Source organism: Burkholderia sp. BCC1208, assembly GCF_902833095.1.
Classification (GTDB): domain Bacteria; phylum Pseudomonadota; class Gammaproteobacteria; order Burkholderiales; family Burkholderiaceae; genus Burkholderia.
Genome location: NZ_CADFDY010000001.1, coordinates 87,717 through 104,259 on the forward strand (window position 1 = coordinate 87,717; position 16,543 = coordinate 104,259).

Here is a 16,543-nt window from a genome sequence, read left to right on the forward strand (position 1 = left end):
CGGAGGGACGGACCATGTACAAGCGGATTTTCGTCGGGCTCGACGGCGGCCCGAGCGCGCGTCTCGCGCTGAACGAGGCGATCCGGATCGCGACGGCATCCGGCGGTGAAGTGACCTGTGCGTACGTCGTCGAGCATCGCCCGCAGCTCGTCGACGTCGACGCCGGCTTCGCGGCCGAGCGAGACGGCGATGTTGCCGCGACCGATGCCGCGACGCCGGTGCTCGACGCTGCGAAAGCGGTGCTCGCGCAGCAGCATGTGCGGGGCACGGTGCGCGCGCTCGATGCGTACGGCGAGGACATCGCGACGGTGCTGATGCGCACGGCGGCCGAAGCCGACGCCGATCTGATCGTGATGGGCACGAGCGGGCGGCACGGCCTGCGCAGGCTGCTGCTCGGCAGCGTGGCGGAATCGCTGCTGCGCGCGGCGGACCGGCCCGTGCTGCTGGTGAGGCACGACGAGGCGGGGGCGTCGGCGGCCGCGTAATCGACGCGGCACGGCGCGCCGATACCGCACGAGCGCTCGCAGTCGGCAGGCTGCCGCGCGGCATTCCGGATGTCTTGCGCGAGCGGGCATGCTGCGTCGTCGCGTCGCCCAACACCGCGCGGCGGGCGCCGCCGATACGCTCGCCGGTGCGTGAATGCGCGTCGACGGTTGCATCCCGGCACGCAGTTCTGGCAGCATCGGCCGGTGTCCGCTCGTTCGCCGCGCGCATGGCCGCGGTGATCGACGCAGGGACATCCGGCGGCGCCCGATCGCGTGAATCGAGATCGGGCAGTCCGCCGGATGCCGGTTTCCTACCTTACCGACGTCATCTGCCATGCCGATTTCCGCGACCGACCTGATTCGCCAGTTCGACCTGCAGCCGCATCCCGAAGGCGGCTATTTCCGTGAAACCTACCGCGCGACCGATTCGGTCGTGCGTCCGGCCGACGGCGCGCCACGTGCCGCGTCGACCGCGATCTACTACCTGCTGTGCGACGGTGCGTATTCGTCGTGGCACCGCATCCGTTCCGACGAGGTCTGGCATTTCTATGCGGGCGATCCGATCGAAGTGTGGGTGCTCGATGCGCGCGACGGGCTGACGATCCACCGGCTCGGCAACCCGCTCACGCATCCCGGCACCGTGTTCCAGACGGTCGTGCCGGCCGGAAGCTGGTTCGGTGCGCGCTGCGCGTCGCCGGAGCACGTCGCGCTCGTCGGCTGCACGGTCGCGCCCGGATTCGAGTTCGCGGAATTCGAGCTGGCGGATGCGGCCGCGCTGGCGGCCGAGTTTCCCGACTACGCGGAACACGTCGCGCAACTCGCGCAGCGCTCCGACGTGTGACGGTCACGGTCGCGTCACGCCGGCCGCAAAGCCCGTGCCGATGGCCTGTGTTCAGCGCGATCGCGGCCAAACCCGTTTAGAATGCCCGTGATGCACCGGTCGGTCGCGGACGTTCCGCGGCGGCCGTTGCACCGCCGTACCGACGGCCCCGTCGCGCGGCCCGCATGTCTTCCAGGAGCGCCGCCGTGTGGCACTTTCCCATTGCTATTCCATCGTCGCTCGGCCCGTGGGCCGTGTTCGCGAGCGTGTTGATCACGCAGCTCGGCGTGCCGGTGCCGGCCGTGCCGATGCTGATTCTCGGCGGCACGATGGCGGCGATGGGGCAGGCGTCCTGGGTCAGCATGTTCGCGGCGGCGATCGGCGCGACGATGCTGGCCGATTCGCTGTGGTTCTTCATGGGCCGCACGCGCGGCCGGCGCCTGCTGAACGGCCTCGTGCGCTTCTCGCTGTCGCTCGACACGACGCTGCGCTTCGCGCGTAACGTATTCGAAAGATACGGCGCGCCGCTGCTCGTGCTGTCGAAGTTCCTGCCGGGCCTCGGCCTCGTGTCGGCGCCGCTGCTCGGCACGACCGCGATCGGCATCGGCGTGTTCCTGTTCTGGGATCTGGCCGGCGCGTCGCTGTGGGCGGCGTTCTGGCTGATCGGCGGCGCGGCCATTCACGACCAGATCGTCCAGTTCGTGCTGTGGGTGCGCGCGAGCGGCGGCACGATTCTCGACGCGTTCCTCGCGATCTTCATCACGTTCCTGTTGTACCGCTGGGTGCGCCGCGTGCAGTTCCGCCGCTATCTCGCGCAGGTGCGCATCTCGCCGCCGCAGCTCGTCGAGATGATGACGTCCGACGAACCGCCGCTGATCTTCGACGCGCGGCCCAAAGCGATTCGCGAACGCGAGCCGTACCGGATTGCCGGCGCGGTGCCGGTCGATCTCGATTCGCCGGACCTGCTCGACCCGGAAGTGCTGAAGCGGCCGATCGTCGTCTATTGCGTGTGCCCGAACGAGGCGACCGCGAAGCGGCTGATCGCGAAGATGCAGCGCAAGAAGATGATCCACAACATCCGGGCGCTGAAGGGCGGCCTCGATGCGTGGGAAAAGCACGGTTATCCGGTCGAACCGCTGCCGGCGGATCTCGATGCGTCGCGTTATTTCGTGCGGCCCGAGCAGGGTGGGCTGGAAGGCGAATATACGGTGCGGGCGACGTTGTCGAAGTGATCACACCACGAAATCACTACGCCTGAAGCTGGTGCAAGCGCACTCGCGTCGACTACGCCTGCGCGATGTTTGCGGGCTGGAGAGATAGGGCGGCCTTCCTCATGGCAGCAGCTGAGCTCGTGGTCGAGAAGTTCGCCGAACTCGAGCGTCGGCGTGTCGAGGACAATCTCGTTTGACTCGCGGTCGCATCCGGGCTGGCCACCGACGACCCAATCCTGATGTTCTTGCTTGCCTGCATGAGCAGACACATCGCGACCTGATACAACACGCCCCCGGTCACGTCACGTGCCGGAGATCAGAACTACATCTCGCCGATCGTTGTCGAGCAAGGATGCGAAATCCTCGGGAATCCGCGTTGCAGGCAGCGAATCAGCTCAATGGACGTGCCCGCCGAACAGCCCGAGCAGTCCGATGACGATCAGATAGATAGCAACGATGTAATTCAGCAGGCGGGGTACTGCGAGGATGAGAATGCCGGCGATCAGCGAAACCAGCGGGCCGGCGCTAGTGAGAATGTGCATGTTCCCTCCGCAAGATTGACAATGAGTGGACACCTGCCCGTGCCTCCGGCACCCGTTACAGCGATCTGAGCCTGACAAGCTTCAAGCGTTCGGCCACGCTGGCCATCGGTCCGCTGTCCGCGAGCGCGAATGCTTCAACCGGCGCAAGCGCCGTGCCTGCACCGACATTCCATCGCGATTCGGCGCAGCGTGCCGGACAGCATCCCCAGTTCGGGCGTCCGTCAATTTGAAGGAGGAATGTCATGAACAAAGATCAGGTAAAAGGCCGCATCAAGGAAACAAAGGGCAAGCTGAAGGAAGTGGTCGGCCAGATCATGGGAAACCGAACGAGCAGACTGAAGGGCAAGACCGAACAGGTCGTCGGCAAGACACAAGCGTCATTCGGCGATGTGAAGGAGCGATTCAAGAAGCGGCCGTAGAGCCTGACGCAGACATCGAACTGGCCACCGACTCGGGTAACTCACGTCGGTGTCGACGTTCGGCGCAATCTGGACGTGGCGCGTGATCTCGATCGCGCAGATGCGTTTTCGCCGCACGCTGTCGGCCGACAAGATCGCGCGCTTGCCGATCCGCGTGCCGTTCTATCCGCCCGGTTCGTTCGTTGCACTCGGCTTTCTCGTGCCGGTCGTCGTGCTGATGGTGTTCATGCCCGATACGCGCATCGCACTCGTGATCGGGCCGGTGTGGATCGTGCTGCTCGGCATCGCATACGCGCTGTTCCATGCGAACCGTCCGGCCGCATCGATGCCGACGAAGTCGTAAGCCGCGCGGTCAGGGTGCCGCGCGATCGTTGATCGCGATCATGCACGCGCGGGCCGAACGGCCTATGCTGAACGAACGCATTGCTTGTCCGCGCTTCGCATGACATCCCGCCGATGCTGCGGCCACGGCGGCCGACCGGCCACCGCAGCGCTGCCGCGCGAAGCCCCCGTCGTCGTTCAGCGACGACGTGCACGCACGGAGACCTTCGCCATGCAGCCTGCCCAGCCCATCCCGACGCTCGCGCGGATCGCGCTGGCCGTCGATCCGACGCCCGAATCGCTGACCGCCGCACGTTACGTGCGCACGCTGCTGCGTCCCGGCATGCGCTTGCGCATCGTGTGCGCGATCGACAATCCGCGCCTCGTGTTGCCCGACATTCCGCGCATCGACGCGCTGCTGACGTCCGCGCGCGAGGACATGATGCGCGAAGCGCAAGCCATCTGCGCGCGGATCGCGGCGCTGTTCGCCGACAGCGGCATCGACGTCGAACAAACGGTCGTCGATACGTCGATCACGGGCGGCTCGGTGGCGGACGCACTGGTGAACGACACGTCGACGTGGCGCGCGGACGTGCTGGTGATCGGCGCGAATCCGCATCACGGCTTGTTGCGACTCGTCGAAGGCGCGATGTCGGACACGTTGACGAAACGCGCGCGCTGCGCGCTGCTGATCGTGCCCGGTGCCTATGCACGGCCGTCGGACGGTGCGCTGCAGCGGCTGATGTTCGCGGTCGACGGCAGCGAGCCGTCGCTGCACGCGCTGCGCGTCGGCCTCGGCTTCGCGGCGCCGACGACGTTGCTGTATGCAGCGTACGTGATCGATCGCGCGGTGCGTCTGACCGATGTCGTGCCGGTGCGCGCGCTCGAGGACGCGTACCGCGCGGAGGGCGAGGATGCGCTCGCGAAGATCGGCCCGCTGTTCCACGCGACGGGCAATCCGACCAAGCGCGGCATCGTCGAAACGCGTCCGACCAGCGACGACGTGGCTCATGCGCTGATGCGCGAGGCCGTGCACTGGCGGGCGGAGCTGCTGGTGGTCGGCACGCATGGCCGTCGCGGCATCGCCGCCTGGCTGATCGGCAGCGTCGCGCGGCGGGTCGCGCATCTCGCGCAGGTGCCCGTGCTGCTGGTGCGTGGTGCGGAATGAATCCCGCGTTATCGCGGTCGAAGCGGGTTTGGATTGACCTGCATCAGAAACGCTGCGCACGTCGCGTGAGACAGTGAAGAAACGTCGGGCGACGCGGCAGGCCTGTCGTGCATGCGCGATCCCGGCCGCGCCTGCATGCAACAAGCGATCACTGCCGCACTCGCCGCCGTCACATCATTTTAAGGAGCTGCGCCGCGCGTTCGTCCGGCGCGTCATCCGACCGGGAACTCTCTGGCACGAGGGTAGGCAACCGACGGTTGCCTTGGAGGACGGGCGGGGTGCAAGTCACCCCGTCCGCTTTCCGCGTGGCCCCGTCGAATTCACTTCCCCGCAGGAATGATGTTGACTGCGGCTGCGTCGAGCAGCGCGTCATCGCGCGCGCAACCATTGCACGGCCGCATGCCGTGCGTTGGTTACGTACACCGGTTACGCCGGTTACGTGCGCCGATCAGAGTGCGCGAAGAATCGATCGCAGGTCGTGCCGGCGGCCCGCGCCGCGTCGTACCCGCGAATGCGGACGCACGGCATGGAGCGGCGCGCAGGCACTGTACGTGCGGCTGCGCAAACGATTCGCATGCGGCCAGCCCGGGCGCGCCTTGCGACGCGGCTCCGGCCCGGCCGGTACGTCGGCCGTGTTTCGCGCGTCGAGTGCCGCGGCGAACCGCTGCAAAGCGAGAACCGACCCCACGACGCTCTGATACTTTTCGCGGCCGATCTGCCCGTCGAGCGTGACGAGCAACCCGGCCTCGCGTGCGAGCGCGAGCAAGGTGTCGAGGTCGTCGGACGGACGGTTGTCGGCCGACGCGGCTCGGGCGGGCAGGGCGCGCGCGTTGCCCGACGCGCGCCGCTGGCCGTCCTGGCCCGGTAAGTTGCGATGTGCCATGGTTGGTCTCCTGCGCCGAACCCCGCGTGCCGGCTCGATGGCCGGCTGAGCGATGTTCGGGTATGAACGCCTGGTTCATGTGATCAGTATCGTGTGGCGATGGCGTACTGCCAAGCGGCGCGCGCTGAAGTCGCTGTCAGGAAATTGCGCGACGCGTATCGGAATCCGCTGACACGCGCGGCGGCCGACCGGCCGATCCGGCGCGTTCGTCGGACGAATGGCGGGGCGCTTGACGCATGATTTCGGCCGGTCTAAGTTTCCCCACTGCATCGGCATCGCATGGCGTTCCACGCGCCGCCCGTCGCCGGTGCCGCGCCCGGGGTGGCGTGGCAGGATCTCCAATTTCGTTCGCGGGCCATGTGCACCGCGAACCTTGCGCGGCCGGGTCGGAAACGGATCGGCGTGGCGGCACGCAACGTGCCGTTGATCGCGCGCAAACACGCGTCGGCGCATCGTACGCCGCGCGTCCGTCCAGTCCTAAACTTCCAGTAACGTCATCTTTTTCGTTCCTCGACCGTCAGGAGTCCGTCGATGTCCAAGGACAATATGCTCGATTCACTCAAGGAAGCCGCCGAACAGCGCGCGATCGGCGCGGATCAGTTGCGTGCGATGCTCGACGACGAAGTGCGCGCGCTGTCGTCCGATGCGCGCGTGCACGACTACATCCACGTATTCGCGATCCGGCACCTGCGCGAACGGATGCGCCAGAAGGACGATTTCGATCGCGACACTCAGGACGATGCGGCGCCGGCGGACACCGATCCGCGCCCGGGTCGTCGGCTGTAGCGGGTGGTGGCCGGGCGCCGTGGCAGGCGCGCGGCACACCGGCCGAACCCGGCCATCCTGACGATCCGCCGACAGTCGTCGGCGCCTTTCGTCATACGTTTCATTGAATTGTCACGACGACCTCAAGTAAGCGATGCGATTTGCCGTTTACCCGGTGAATTCTTCCACCGGGCGTTCCCGCTCCCTTACAGAGTCGTTGCCATGTTCTCGTCCATTCGCGCCCGCATTCTCGCCGCGTGCGTCGCCATCGTCGTATTCGCGCTCGTCGCCACGACGCTGATCAACTATTTCATCGCACACTCATACAACGACGACGCGATCGACCGCAATCTGACCTCCGTCGCCAGCGGTCACGTGGTCGGGATCGCCGACTGGGTCGCGACCCGCAGCCGGATGATCGCGTCGCTGCAGGACGCCGCGCTGACGCCCGATCCGCTGCCGGTGTTCAAGCAGATGGCCGCGGCCGGCGGCTTCACGAACGTCTATGCCGGCTACGCCGACAAGGCGTTCCACTTCTCCGACCCGACCGGCATCCCGCCCGACTACGACCCGACCGGCCGTCCGTGGTACAAGCAGGCCGCACAGGCCGGCAAGCCGGTCGTCACGCCGCCGTACGTCGATGCCGGCACGGGCAACCTCGTCGTCACGTTCGCGGTGCCGATCCTGCGCGACGGCGCGCTGAAGGGCGTCGTCGCCGCGGACGTGTCGATGGACAGCGTGATCGCCAACGTCAAGTCGATCCGCCCGACGCCGGCGAGCTTCGGGATGTTGATCGACAGCAACGGCCATGTCGTCGCGCACCCGGACGCGAAGCTCACGCTGAAGCCGGTCGCCGACGTATCGCCCGAACTCGGCTCGCTGGGCGTGGCATCGATCGCGGCGGCGAACGCGCCGGTCGAGGTCGCCGTCGGCGGCGACGCGAAGCTGGTGCGCGCGAAACCGGTGCCGGGCACCGACTGGTACGCGCTGGTGCTGCTCGACACGACCGAAGCGACGGCCGGGATGCGCTCGCTGCTGACCGCGTCGCTGATCACGCTGATCGTGATCGTCGGCGTGGCGTCGCTGATCATCGGCGCAATCACCGCGACCGCATTCCGCCGCCTGTCGCAGGTGCGCCAGGCGATGGCCGCGATCGGCTCGGGCGCCGGCGACCTGACGCAGCGCCTGCCGGCCGAAGGCCGCGACGAAGTCGCCGACATCGCGCGCTCGTTCAACAGCTTCGTCGACAAGCTGAACGACGTGATGCGCCAGATCCGCGATGCCAGCGAATCGGTGCGCACGGCCGCGAACGAGATCGCGGCGGGCAATCAGGACTTGTCGTCGCGTACCGAATCGGCGGCGGCGAGCCTCGAGGAAACCGCCGCGTCGATGGAAGAGATCACCGCGACCGTCGGCCAGTCGGCGGCCGCCGCAGGCCAGGCCGATGAACGCGCGGCGGCCGCGTCGCGGATCGCGTCGCATGGCGGCGTGGTCGTGTCGGATGTGGTCGCGACGATGGGGAAGATCGAGGAAGCGTCGGGCCGGATCGGCGACATCATCGGCGTGATCGACGGGATCGCGTTCCAGACCAACATCCTCGCGCTGAACGCGGCCGTCGAAGCGGCCCGCGCGGGCGAACAGGGCCGCGGCTTCGCGGTCGTCGCGCAGGAGGTGCGCAGCCTCGCGCAACGCAGCGCGCAGGCCGCGCGCGAAGTGAAGGTGCTGGTCGAGTCGACGGTCGCGAGCGTATCGGCCGGGTCCGGGCAGGTGCGCCAGGCCGGCGACACGATGCGCGAGATCGTGTCCAACGTGTCGAACGTGACGACCATCATCTCCGAGATCACGCACGCGGCGAATGAACAGACGCGCGGCATCCAGGAAGTGAACCGCGCGGTCACGCAACTCGACGAAATGGTGCAGCAGAATGCGGCGCTCGTCGAACAGTCGACCGCGGCGGCCACCGCGCTGCAGTCGCAGGCGAACGCGCTGGCGACGACGGTCGGTCAGTTCAAGGTCGCCTGACGCAGCTGCGGCTGGCGGGCCGCGCCGTTCATGAACCGCCCTGGTCGCGTATCAGCGCGAGCCGGTTGTAGAGCGTCTTCAGGCTGATGCCGAGGGCCTTGGCCGCGCGCGGCTTGTTGCCGTCGAAGTGACGCAGCGTCGCCACGATGAAGCGCTGCTGCGCATGGTGCAGCGTCGCGCCGAGCGGCAGCGCCATCGCGCCGTCCGACGTGCTGTCGACCGGCGGCATCGGCTGCTTCGGCAACGCGACGTCGATGCCTTCGTCCGACAGGATGTACGCGCGCTCGATGGTGTTATGCAGCTCGCGCACGTTGCCGGGCCACGAATACGCGCGCAACGCGGCGATCGCCGCGTCGGTCAGCCGCTTGTGCGAGCGATGCCGCGCGTTCAGCGTGTCGACGAATTCCTGCGCGATCGTCTCGACGTCGCCGTCGCGCTGGCGCAGCGGCGGCACGTAGATCGCGAACGCGGCGAGCCGGTAGAACAGATCCTCGCGCAACCGGCCGTCGCGCACGGCGTCGGCCGGATTGTGGCGGGTGGCCGACACGAACCGCACGTCGAGCGGAATCGATTCGGTGCCGCCCACGCGCACGATCGTGTTCGACTCGATCGCCCGCAGCAGCTTCACCTGCAGCGCCGCGGGCATTTCCGCGATCTCGTCGAGCAGCAGCGTGCCGCCGCGCGCGGCTTCGAAGAAACCTTCGCGCTGCGTGGTCGCCCCGGTAAAGCTTCCTTTCTCGTGCCCGAACAATTGCGCCTCGGCAAGCTCGGCCGGAATCGCGCCGCAATTGACGGGCACGAACGGGCCATCATGCCGCGCGCTCAGATCGTGCAGCCGGCGTGCGACGATATCCTTGCCGACCCCGCTTTCGCCGGCAATCATCACGCTCGCGCGGGTCGGCGCGATTTTCTCGATACGGCCGAGCAGCGTACGCATCGCGGCGGACCTGCCGGATAGCCGGCGACCGTCTGCGCGATGCTTCGTCCGGTTTGCAGATTCACCCATAGGCGTTCACGGGCCGTTTTGAAAAACGGCATCGCGCGCTCCGTTGATTGCAATATTTATCATCGACAGCGAAACGACCACGAAGGTGCCGCTATATAGAAAATTCCAATGTGTGCGGCATGAGCGAGAGGAACAGGCGATGGACCTTTCGCACGTCCTCGGCGTGACGCCGCGACCAGGTCGGACCGGCGTTTTTTACAGAAACCTGATGAAAAAAGCGGGTGGCGATCCATTGCGGCGGTGCGCGCGGCGAAGCCGATAGCCATCCGCCCGGCTCGCGGCCGACGCGGACTAAGCCGCGGCCATTCGTGACCGCGCACGCGATCGCAGCCGGCGCCGGGTACGTTGTTTGCTGATGCCTTCACGCTCGCCCGGCGGGATGCAGGATGCCGCGAAACGGCATCCCCCCGCCCATGACGGGAGCCGGCGCGATGCAAGGATGCAATGAGGACTCTGACCCGTGAGCTGTTTCGGCAGGGTGCATGGGTCGTGCTGGCCGTCGGGCTGGCGTCCGCGCTGCAGGCGTGGGCGATTCAGGCCGTCGGCGAGCACGCGCCGTTTGCGCCGCTGCCTTTTTATGCCGGCGTGGCGGCTGCCGCATGGCTGACGTCGTTCGGCGGTGGCCTCGTCGCGACCGCGGCGAGCGTCGGCGTGATCGCCGCACTGTGGTGGCGTGACGCGCCGCTGGCGACGCTGCTGGCGCAAGCCGGCGCATTCGTCGCGATCGGTTTCGTCGAATGCGTGCTGGTGACGACGGTGAAGCCGCTGCTCGCGAACGATCGTTTGCGCGAGATCGATGACGACGACGGCGAGCCGTACCCGCCGCACCGTGAGCCGTCGTCCGTCGCGGGCGGGGCCGACGACGGGCTGCTGCGCCGCGTGGTCGACGCGTCGTCCGATGCGATCGTCGGGACCGACGCCGAGCGCAGGATCACCAGCTGGAATCCGGCCGCGGCAAGAATCTTCGGCCTCGATGCGGCCCAGGCGAAAGGACGCGACGTCGTCACGATGATCGCACCGCGCTGGTTGCGCCGGCATGCGGTGCCCGCGTCGTTCGCGGACCTGCGCGCGCCGGTCGGGCCGCTCGACGTACTGGGCGTGCGCCGCGACGGCGCTCGTTTTCGCGCCACCTTCGTCGCCTCGCCGATCCTCGACGCGCAGGGCAACTGCGCGGGCCTGTCGCTGACGCTGCGCGAAGCGGGCGAACGCCGCCGCAACGAACGCTACCACCTTCGCTCGCTGCGCGGTGCGCGCGACGCGCGCGTGCAGGCCGACGCGTCGAACCGGCTGAAGGACGAGCTGCTCGCGACGGTATCGCACGAACTGCGCACCCCGCTGAACGTGATCTACGGCTGGGTCGAGGTACTGCGCAACGCCGACGGGCAGGGCTTCGCGCAGCAGGCCGTCGACGCGATCGATCGCAGCGCGCGGTCGCTGTCGCACATGGTCGCCGATCTGCTCGACGCATCGTCGCTCGCGACCGGCCGGCTGCGCCTCGAACGCGTGCCGGTCGATCTCGTGCGGATCGTGCGCGACGCCACGCGCGAACTCGACGCGACGGCGCAGGCGAACGGGCTCGTGCTGTCCACGGCGTATGCGATGCCGGCCTGCGTGATCCCGGCGGACGGCGAGCGCCTGCGCCAGGTCCTGTCGAACCTGCTGTCGAATGCGATCAAGTTCACGCCGCCGGGTGGGCGGGTCAACGTGTCGCTGACCCGCGCGGGCGAGCGCGTGCGGCTGTCCGTCTCCGACACCGGGCAAGGGATCGCGCCGGAATACCTGCCGCACCTGTTCGACACGTTCAGCCGGCCGGAAGGCGCGTTCACGTCCCCGAAGCGCGGCCTCGGGCTCGGCCTGTCGATCGTGCGCAACATCGCGCAGCTGCACGGCGGCGAAGTCGTCGCGACGAGCGCGGGCGCCGGGCGCGGAACGACCATCACGGTGACGCTGCCGGCCGGCTGGGACGACGATCCGGTGGCGCAGCCGTCGAGCGCGAAGGGCAAGCCCGCTACGGCCGCGCTCGACGGCCAGCGCGTACTGGTGGTCGACGACGACGCGACGTCGCGGACCAGCCTCGCGGCGGCGCTCGAGACGATGGGCGCGCGGGTATCGACCGCGCGGTCGGGGCACGATGCGCTCGACGCGGTGGAGCGGCAGCAGCCGAGCGTCGTGCTGTCGGATCTCGCGATGCCGGACGGCGACGGCTACTGGCTGCTCGACCGAATCCGGCATTTGCCGAACGGCGGCGGACATCTGCCGGTCGTCGCGGTGACCGCGCATGCCGGCAAGACCGACCGGCACCGCGTGATGGCCGCAGGGTTCGATGCGTATCTGTGCAAGCCGGTCGACATGCCGACGCTCGCGAGCGTGATCGTCGACGTCGTACCGAACGACGTGGGCGACGACGGAAAACCGCGCGAGCGGTAGCGGCGCACGCACGGCGCGGCAGTCCGGCCGCCTGGCCGCGTACGGGAAAGGAGACACGATGGAGCAACGGAAAGCACGCGGCGCGACGGTACCGGCGCCAAGCGGGCACGCACCAGACGCAGAACGCCGGTCGTGCCGATCGCGAGCATACTGATGCTGTCGTGTGCATGGATCGCGACACCCCGCTACGCATCGGCCGAGGAGGGCACGCGTGCGAAGCTGGCGAGCCAGGCGTCGGCCGTCGGGGGCCAGATCCGCGATGCGACGCTCGCGTGCCGAGTCAGGGCCGCGCTCGTCGCCGAACGCGGGCTGGCCTCCGGCGACATCGACGTGCAGGTTCGCGATCGCGTGGTCGAACTGACGGGCAACGTGCCCGACGAGCGACAACGCGCGAGCGCGATCCGCGTCGCGCACGACGTGAGCGGCGTGAGCGGCGTGCGCGACAAGCTGCAGATCCGCCGGAAGTAACGTGATGCGCGGGCCAGCGCCGGGCCGATCGGGCGTCGCGCGCCCGCGGCCCTGCGTGTCACCGGGCAGGAGGTTCGACATGGACACCATCATCGCGGGCCGTTTCTCGCGGCTCGAGCAGGCGGAACGCTGCGCCGAGCAGTTGCGCGGCCACGCCATCCACCGGGACGACGTGAAGGTCTTCTTTCTCAATCCGCCCGGACAGCACGCCCTGTTCTGGCTCGGCGGCGACGTCTATGCGGACTCCGCCGCGCGGCCGGGCGGCCTCGGCGCGCTGGAAGGCGTGGCCATCGGCGCGATCGTCGGACTCGCCGGGGCCGCGCTGCTCTACCTGGGCGGCCTTCATTCCCCGCTCGCGTGGATCGGCGTGCCGCTCGTCGGCGGCTACGTCGGCGCGTTGTGCGGCGCGCTCGGCCGGATGCGCGGCGATGCGCCTGAGGGGCATGGCGCGCTGAAGCAATGCGAAAACGGCGTCGTGCTGGCCGCGCATGTGACGCGGCGCACGATCACGTTCGCGGAGCGGACGATGCTCGCCGCCGGCGCGCTGTCGGTGGAGCGCACCGAGGGCGCATGGCACAACGGCGCATGGACCGATTTCTTCACGTCGGCCCATCGTCCCGCGTGACGGCCCGCTCCGTCGCCCGACACGGAGGCCCCGATGACGAAAACGAACTGGATGAAGCAATGCGGGCGCCGAACGGTGGCAATCGTACTGACCGCCACCGCCGGCGCGCTGGCGTTCGCGCTCTCGCACGCGCAGGCGCCGCCCGCTTCGTCCGCGCAGGTCGCGCCGGGCGTCGTGCGCCCCGGCCCGACCGCCGACGAGGCCGGCATGACGCAACGGCCGATCGGTATCGATGCCGAGTTCGTCGACAAGGCCGGCATGATCGGCAAGGTGGAGCGGCAGGCCGGCCAGCTCGCGCTCGACCGCTCGTCGAACGCGGACGTGAAGGCCTTCGCTCGCCGGATGGTCGACGATCACGCGCATATCGCGGAAGAATTGCGGCACATCGGTGCGCAAAAGGGCGTGCCGGTCCAGACGCGGATGCTCGTCGATCCGGCGGTGACGGCATTGCGTTCGAAGGACGGGCGCGCGTTCGATACGGCATATGTGGCGCTGGCGGGGCCGCGCGCGCACGAAGCGGCGGTGCGGCTTTACGAAACGGAGGCGAAAGAAGGCCGCGACCCGCAGCTTCGCGCATTCGCCGCTCGCACGCTGCCGACGTTGAATGCGCATCTGAGCGCCGCGCGGCAACTCGCGAAGACGGTGGCCGCCGCGCAGTGACCCGCCTTTCGGCCGACAGGCTTCAGTGTTGTCGCGTGCCGTCTTCGGGACCGCCCGGCGACGCCTCGTATGGCGGCGAATCGAGCGCCGTTTCGCCTTCCTCGATCAGCCAGTACGGCGAACGGCCGTAGTACGCGTGCAGGGCTTCCGCCCATTCCGGGTCCGCCATCGTCGGCCACCGACCCTTGTCGAAGCCGGGCGCCTCGCGCACCCGCGCGGTGTCGACGGGCAGCACGAAGCATTCGCGCTCGGCATCGAGGACGAGCGCGTTCCACGGCACCGCGAGCAGCTTGTCGCCGATTCCGAGCAGGCCGCCCGACGACACGACCGCGTACGCCACGCGTCCGGCGCGCACGTCGAGCATGATGTGGGTGACCTTGCCGATGTCGTCGCCGTCCATCGTCAGCACGCGATCGCCTTCGAACGTGCGGGCGGCCATCACGTCGGGGCCCGGGCCGCCGACGGCCGTACGCGGATTCGTGCCGACGATACGCGCGGCGTCGCGCGACGGTTTGTCCGTTGTCATCGAAAACCTCCTGATCGAAGCGGCAACCCGGTCCGTACGCGAATGCATGGCGCCGGTATTGCGCCGGGGGAAGCAGGCCGCGAAGGGATGAGCACGCCGGTCAGCGGCGGCGCGGCAGCGATACGTCCTCGAGTGTATTGGCCAGTTCGTCGCGCGCCGGGCCGCCGGCGCGGGTCGCGATGTCGCCGAGCGACACCATGCCGACCAGCTTCAGGTGGCGGTCGAGCACCGGCAGCCGGTGCAACTGCACGTCGGCCATCCGTTGCTGGACGTCGCCGACGCCGTCGTCCTCGACGCACCACTGCACGGGTCGGGACGCGACCGCCTGCACGGGCGTATCGGGCGAATGACCGTGCGACAGCGCTCGCACCGCGAGGTCGCGGTCGGTCACGATCGCGACGAGTTCGGTACCCTCGCAAACGGGCAGCACGCCGATGTCGAAGCGCTGCATCAATTCGGCCGCATGGCGAATCGTGTCGGTCGGCGCGACGCACACTACGTCGCGCGACATGATCTCGTTGACGCGATACATGAACGCCTCCTTCGTGAGCGGAACGATACGGGAGCAGGCCGCGTGCCGCGCACGACGCGCGCACGCCGGGCCTGGGCGGCCGGGCGACGGACAAATTTGCCACCCTGCTTGTACATCTTCCACGGCGGCAGCCGCGGCCGGTCGGTGCGGGACGTCAGTGACCGATACCCGTCATCGTGACGATTGCCAATACCACCGCGCTTTCGATCGCGGCCAGCGCCGCGACGCCGGCCGCGCCGCTGATTTCATGCCATCTGCGTTCGAGGACTTTCATCGGATCGCTCCTGATTTCGCCGGCGCGCCGGTGCACTGCCACGCACCGCGCGCCGGGTGCCGCCGTCAGCCGTGATCGCGGGGCGGGGAAGGGGCGTGCGGCGCGCGACGTTCGTGCTCGCCGGACGGCTTGGCGGGTTCGATACGGCTCGCACCGCCGACGGCGGGCGGGTCGCTGGCCGGGAACGTCTCCTCGAGCCCTTCGTCGATGCGCTCCTCCGTCTTGTCTTCGGACGGCGGACGCGACGTGGCGAGCCGGAGCAGTCCGGCAGCCGGTGACACGGCGTCGCGGCGGCCGGGGGCGTGAACGGTCATGGTCGAACCTCCTTGTCGATGAAGGCGCAAGCGACATACCCGCGCCAGCCGCGGCATGGCGCTTGCAAGCCGGCGAGAACCGGCCGGGCATGCGGGTACGACGCGCGTGCGTCCGGTATGGACGAGAGGACATCGTGATGAATGCAGCCAGGGAAAGAATACGTTACGACGCGAACGTATGCGGCGGCGATTTCGGTCAGGTGCGCGAGCGTTTCGACACGTGGAAGCGCGAATCGCGGGTCTATCGGCCGGAACGGCGCATGTTCGACGGCAAGGACGAGGTACGCGCACTGAACGACACCGTGTACGACGGCCCGGAGCGCGCGCAGCAGGTGCTCCTCGCGCGATGCGAACCGTCCGACCCGTTCGCGCTGGCCGTGCAGCTGAGCGCCGAGGGGCGCAGGATGTGGCTCGTCATGGCGGCTTACGACGACTGAACCCGGCGGCCGCGGGGCATGGCGTGATAGCGGGTACGGCGCTTGCGGGCGGTCGCTTCGCCATCGAGATGCGCGCGCCGTCGCGCAGGAGTGACATGAAGACGCCATCCATGCTGCACCGCCCCGAACCGACGACACCCGACGTCGATCCGGATCCGCCGCCGCCCGGGCACGACGACCCGGTCGATCCGCCCGTGCCCGACGGGCTGCCGCAGGGCGATCCGCCGTCGAACCCGCCGCCGATGCGGATGCCGGGCGGGGGCAGTGCGCCGCAACCGGCCGCGCGAAACTAGAAAAGGAGGACCGTCATGGACATTCACGTGCAATCGCCAGACAAGCGCGCGATCGCTCAGGTACTGGGCCGCTATTTCGAATCGCGTTCGCTGCACTATCACATCGAGGAATTGCCGGGCGGCGTGCTGCAGATCGGCTTTCGCGCCAGCGGCCGCCCGGTCGCCGTCACCGTTTCGTTCGACGATGCCGCGTACGACACCTATACGCACTGGGACGCGAGCCAGAAACAGCTCGCGCTCGGCCGGCTCGCCGACGGCTTCTCGCGAATGATGTCGACGCGCAGTCCGGCCGCGCTCGCCGGCGATTACCACGTCGAGCGTTTCTGATTCCGCAATCATCCCCCG

19 protein-coding genes and 2 pseudogenes are annotated in these 16,543 nt (G+C 68.6%); 15 read left to right on the forward strand and 6 right to left on the reverse strand.

Annotation, left to right across the window (positions count from 1 at the left end; genetic code table 11):
• The first annotated feature begins 14 nt into the window (after positions 1-14).
• The 3 genes from HWX09_RS00415 to HWX09_RS00425 all read left to right on the forward strand — a co-directional run bounded on the left by HWX09_RS00415 (position 15) and on the right by HWX09_RS00425 (position 2,537).
• Complete coding sequence (locus HWX09_RS00415) at positions 15-485, forward strand: universal stress protein (protein ID WP_027783005.1); 471 nt, start codon at positions 15-17, stop codon at positions 483-485.
• A gap of 334 nt (positions 486-819) precedes the next feature.
• Complete coding sequence (locus tag HWX09_RS00420) at positions 820-1,326, forward strand: cupin domain-containing protein (protein ID WP_027783006.1); 507 nt, start codon at positions 820-822, stop codon at positions 1,324-1,326.
• 185 nt (positions 1,327-1,511) lie between these two features.
• Entirely contained in the window at positions 1,512-2,537 is a 1,026-nt protein-coding gene (locus HWX09_RS00425) for a DedA family protein/thiosulfate sulfurtransferase GlpE (protein WP_027783007.1), read from the forward strand.
• Between the two features lie 374 nt (positions 2,538-2,911).
• Here HWX09_RS00425 and HWX09_RS00430 read toward each other — a convergent pair whose 3' ends face one another.
• A complete protein-coding gene (locus HWX09_RS00430) occupies positions 2,912-3,058 on the reverse strand; it encodes a DUF3096 domain-containing protein (RefSeq protein ID WP_080681255.1) in 147 nt (48 codons plus the stop codon).
• A 242-nt stretch (positions 3,059-3,300) separates the two neighbouring features.
• Between HWX09_RS00430 and HWX09_RS00435 the strand changes: the two genes are divergently transcribed.
• From HWX09_RS00435 to HWX09_RS00445, 3 genes and pseudogenes are all read left to right on the forward strand, one after another.
• Positions 3,301-3,477 (forward strand): CsbD family protein, encoded by a 177-nt coding sequence (locus HWX09_RS00435; RefSeq protein ID WP_027783008.1) that lies wholly within the window; start codon positions 3,301-3,303, stop codon positions 3,475-3,477.
• Positions 3,478-3,517: 40 nt separating this feature from the next.
• Positions 3,518-3,820, forward strand: a pseudogene (locus HWX09_RS00440) (amino acid permease); the annotation flags it as partial.
• Between the two features lie 210 nt (positions 3,821-4,030).
• Positions 4,031-4,966 (forward strand): universal stress protein, encoded by a 936-nt coding sequence (locus tag HWX09_RS00445; RefSeq protein WP_027783010.1) that lies wholly within the window; start codon positions 4,031-4,033, stop codon positions 4,964-4,966.
• Positions 4,967-5,414: 448 nt separating this feature from the next.
• On the opposite strand, the gene HWX09_RS00450 is transcribed toward HWX09_RS00445, so the two are convergent.
• Positions 5,415-5,849, reverse strand: coding sequence for a hypothetical protein (locus HWX09_RS00450; protein ID WP_027783011.1), 435 nt, complete (start codon positions 5,847-5,849; stop codon positions 5,415-5,417).
• A gap of 531 nt (positions 5,850-6,380) precedes the next feature.
• Here HWX09_RS00450 and HWX09_RS00455 point away from each other — a divergent pair.
• Entirely contained in the window at positions 6,381-6,635 is a 255-nt protein-coding gene (locus tag HWX09_RS00455; RefSeq protein ID WP_027783013.1) for a DUF3562 domain-containing protein, read from the forward strand.
• 201 nt (positions 6,636-6,836) lie between these two features.
• Positions 6,837-8,636: a methyl-accepting chemotaxis protein gene (locus HWX09_RS00460; RefSeq protein ID WP_027783014.1), complete on the forward strand. Its 1,800-nt coding sequence runs from the start codon at positions 6,837-6,839 to the stop codon at positions 8,634-8,636.
• 28 nt (positions 8,637-8,664) lie between these two features.
• On the opposite strand, the gene HWX09_RS00465 is transcribed toward HWX09_RS00460, so the two are convergent.
• The gene (locus HWX09_RS00465) at positions 8,665-9,573 is read right to left on the reverse strand and encodes a sigma-54 dependent transcriptional regulator (RefSeq protein ID WP_230469093.1); all 909 of its coding nucleotides are present in this window, start codon (positions 9,571-9,573) and stop codon (positions 8,665-8,667) included.
• A gap of 513 nt (positions 9,574-10,086) precedes the next feature.
• On the opposite strand from HWX09_RS00465, the gene HWX09_RS00470 reads away from it, so the two are divergent.
• From HWX09_RS00470 to HWX09_RS00485, 4 genes and pseudogenes are all read left to right on the forward strand, one after another.
• Positions 10,087-12,069, forward strand: coding sequence for an ATP-binding protein (locus HWX09_RS00470; RefSeq protein WP_027783016.1), 1,983 nt, complete (start codon positions 10,087-10,089; stop codon positions 12,067-12,069).
• 63 nt (positions 12,070-12,132) lie between these two features.
• Positions 12,133-12,537 (forward strand): annotated as a pseudogene (locus HWX09_RS00475) (BON domain-containing protein); the annotation flags it as partial.
• A 79-nt stretch (positions 12,538-12,616) separates the two neighbouring features.
• Complete coding sequence (locus HWX09_RS00480) at positions 12,617-13,162, forward strand: hypothetical protein (RefSeq protein ID WP_027783018.1); 546 nt, start codon at positions 12,617-12,619, stop codon at positions 13,160-13,162.
• Positions 13,163-13,195: 33 nt separating this feature from the next.
• The gene (locus tag HWX09_RS00485; RefSeq protein ID WP_027783019.1) at positions 13,196-13,822 is read left to right on the forward strand and encodes a DUF4142 domain-containing protein; all 627 of its coding nucleotides are present in this window, start codon (positions 13,196-13,198) and stop codon (positions 13,820-13,822) included.
• 22 nt (positions 13,823-13,844) lie between these two features.
• On the opposite strand, the gene HWX09_RS00490 is transcribed toward HWX09_RS00485, so the two are convergent.
• The 3 genes from HWX09_RS00490 to HWX09_RS00500 all read right to left on the reverse strand — a co-directional run bounded on the left by HWX09_RS00490 (position 13,845) and on the right by HWX09_RS00500 (position 15,468).
• Positions 13,845-14,348: a PRC-barrel domain-containing protein gene (locus tag HWX09_RS00490; protein ID WP_027783020.1), complete on the reverse strand. Its 504-nt coding sequence runs from the start codon at positions 14,346-14,348 to the stop codon at positions 13,845-13,847.
• A gap of 100 nt (positions 14,349-14,448) precedes the next feature.
• Positions 14,449-14,880: a CBS domain-containing protein gene (locus HWX09_RS00495; RefSeq protein WP_027783021.1), complete on the reverse strand. Its 432-nt coding sequence runs from the start codon at positions 14,878-14,880 to the stop codon at positions 14,449-14,451.
• Positions 14,881-15,219: 339 nt separating this feature from the next.
• The gene (locus tag HWX09_RS00500) at positions 15,220-15,468 is read right to left on the reverse strand and encodes a hypothetical protein (protein WP_027783022.1); all 249 of its coding nucleotides are present in this window, start codon (positions 15,466-15,468) and stop codon (positions 15,220-15,222) included.
• A 137-nt stretch (positions 15,469-15,605) separates the two neighbouring features.
• Here HWX09_RS00500 and HWX09_RS00505 point away from each other — a divergent pair, with 137 nt between their 5' ends.
• From HWX09_RS00505 to HWX09_RS00515, 3 genes are all read left to right on the forward strand, one after another.
• The gene (locus HWX09_RS00505; protein WP_027783023.1) at positions 15,606-15,905 is read left to right on the forward strand and encodes a hypothetical protein; all 300 of its coding nucleotides are present in this window, start codon (positions 15,606-15,608) and stop codon (positions 15,903-15,905) included.
• A gap of 95 nt (positions 15,906-16,000) precedes the next feature.
• Positions 16,001-16,198, forward strand: a complete 198-nt coding sequence (locus tag HWX09_RS00510; RefSeq protein WP_034185289.1) for a hypothetical protein — start codon at positions 16,001-16,003, stop codon at positions 16,196-16,198.
• A 15-nt stretch (positions 16,199-16,213) separates the two neighbouring features.
• Positions 16,214-16,525, forward strand: a complete 312-nt coding sequence (locus HWX09_RS00515) for a hypothetical protein (protein ID WP_006479035.1) — start codon at positions 16,214-16,216, stop codon at positions 16,523-16,525.
• Positions 16,526-16,543: the final 18 nt, after the last annotated feature.

Coding starts and splice junctions, on each gene's coding strand:
- HWX09_RS00415 (WP_027783005.1), top strand. CDS start 15: ATGTACAAGCGGATTTTCGTCGGGCTCGACGGCGGCCCGAGCGCGCGT.
- HWX09_RS00420 (WP_027783006.1), top strand. CDS start 820: ATGCCGATTTCCGCGACCGACCTGATTCGCCAGTTCGACCTGCAGCCG.
- HWX09_RS00430 (WP_080681255.1), bottom strand. CDS start 3,058: ATGCACATTCTCACTAGCGCCGGCCCGCTGGTTTCGCTGATCGCCGGC.
- HWX09_RS00435 (WP_027783008.1), top strand. CDS start 3,301: ATGAACAAAGATCAGGTAAAAGGCCGCATCAAGGAAACAAAGGGCAAG.
- HWX09_RS00445 (WP_027783010.1), top strand. CDS start 4,031: ATGCAGCCTGCCCAGCCCATCCCGACGCTCGCGCGGATCGCGCTGGCC.
- HWX09_RS00450 (WP_027783011.1), bottom strand. CDS start 5,849: ATGGCACATCGCAACTTACCGGGCCAGGACGGCCAGCGGCGCGCGTCG.
- HWX09_RS00455 (WP_027783013.1), top strand. CDS start 6,381: ATGTCCAAGGACAATATGCTCGATTCACTCAAGGAAGCCGCCGAACAG.
- HWX09_RS00460 (WP_027783014.1), top strand. CDS start 6,837: ATGTTCTCGTCCATTCGCGCCCGCATTCTCGCCGCGTGCGTCGCCATC.
- HWX09_RS00465 (WP_230469093.1), bottom strand. CDS start 9,573: ATGCGTACGCTGCTCGGCCGTATCGAGAAAATCGCGCCGACCCGCGCG.
- HWX09_RS00470 (WP_027783016.1), top strand. CDS start 10,087: ATGAGGACTCTGACCCGTGAGCTGTTTCGGCAGGGTGCATGGGTCGTG.
- HWX09_RS00480 (WP_027783018.1), top strand. CDS start 12,617: ATGGACACCATCATCGCGGGCCGTTTCTCGCGGCTCGAGCAGGCGGAA.
- HWX09_RS00485 (WP_027783019.1), top strand. CDS start 13,196: ATGACGAAAACGAACTGGATGAAGCAATGCGGGCGCCGAACGGTGGCA.
- HWX09_RS00490 (WP_027783020.1), bottom strand. CDS start 14,348: ATGACAACGGACAAACCGTCGCGCGACGCCGCGCGTATCGTCGGCACG.
- HWX09_RS00495 (WP_027783021.1), bottom strand. CDS start 14,880: ATGTATCGCGTCAACGAGATCATGTCGCGCGACGTAGTGTGCGTCGCG.
- HWX09_RS00500 (WP_027783022.1), bottom strand. CDS start 15,468: ATGACCGTTCACGCCCCCGGCCGCCGCGACGCCGTGTCACCGGCTGCC.
- HWX09_RS00505 (WP_027783023.1), top strand. CDS start 15,606: ATGAATGCAGCCAGGGAAAGAATACGTTACGACGCGAACGTATGCGGC.
- HWX09_RS00510 (WP_034185289.1), top strand. CDS start 16,001: ATGAAGACGCCATCCATGCTGCACCGCCCCGAACCGACGACACCCGAC.
- HWX09_RS00515 (WP_006479035.1), top strand. CDS start 16,214: ATGGACATTCACGTGCAATCGCCAGACAAGCGCGCGATCGCTCAGGTA.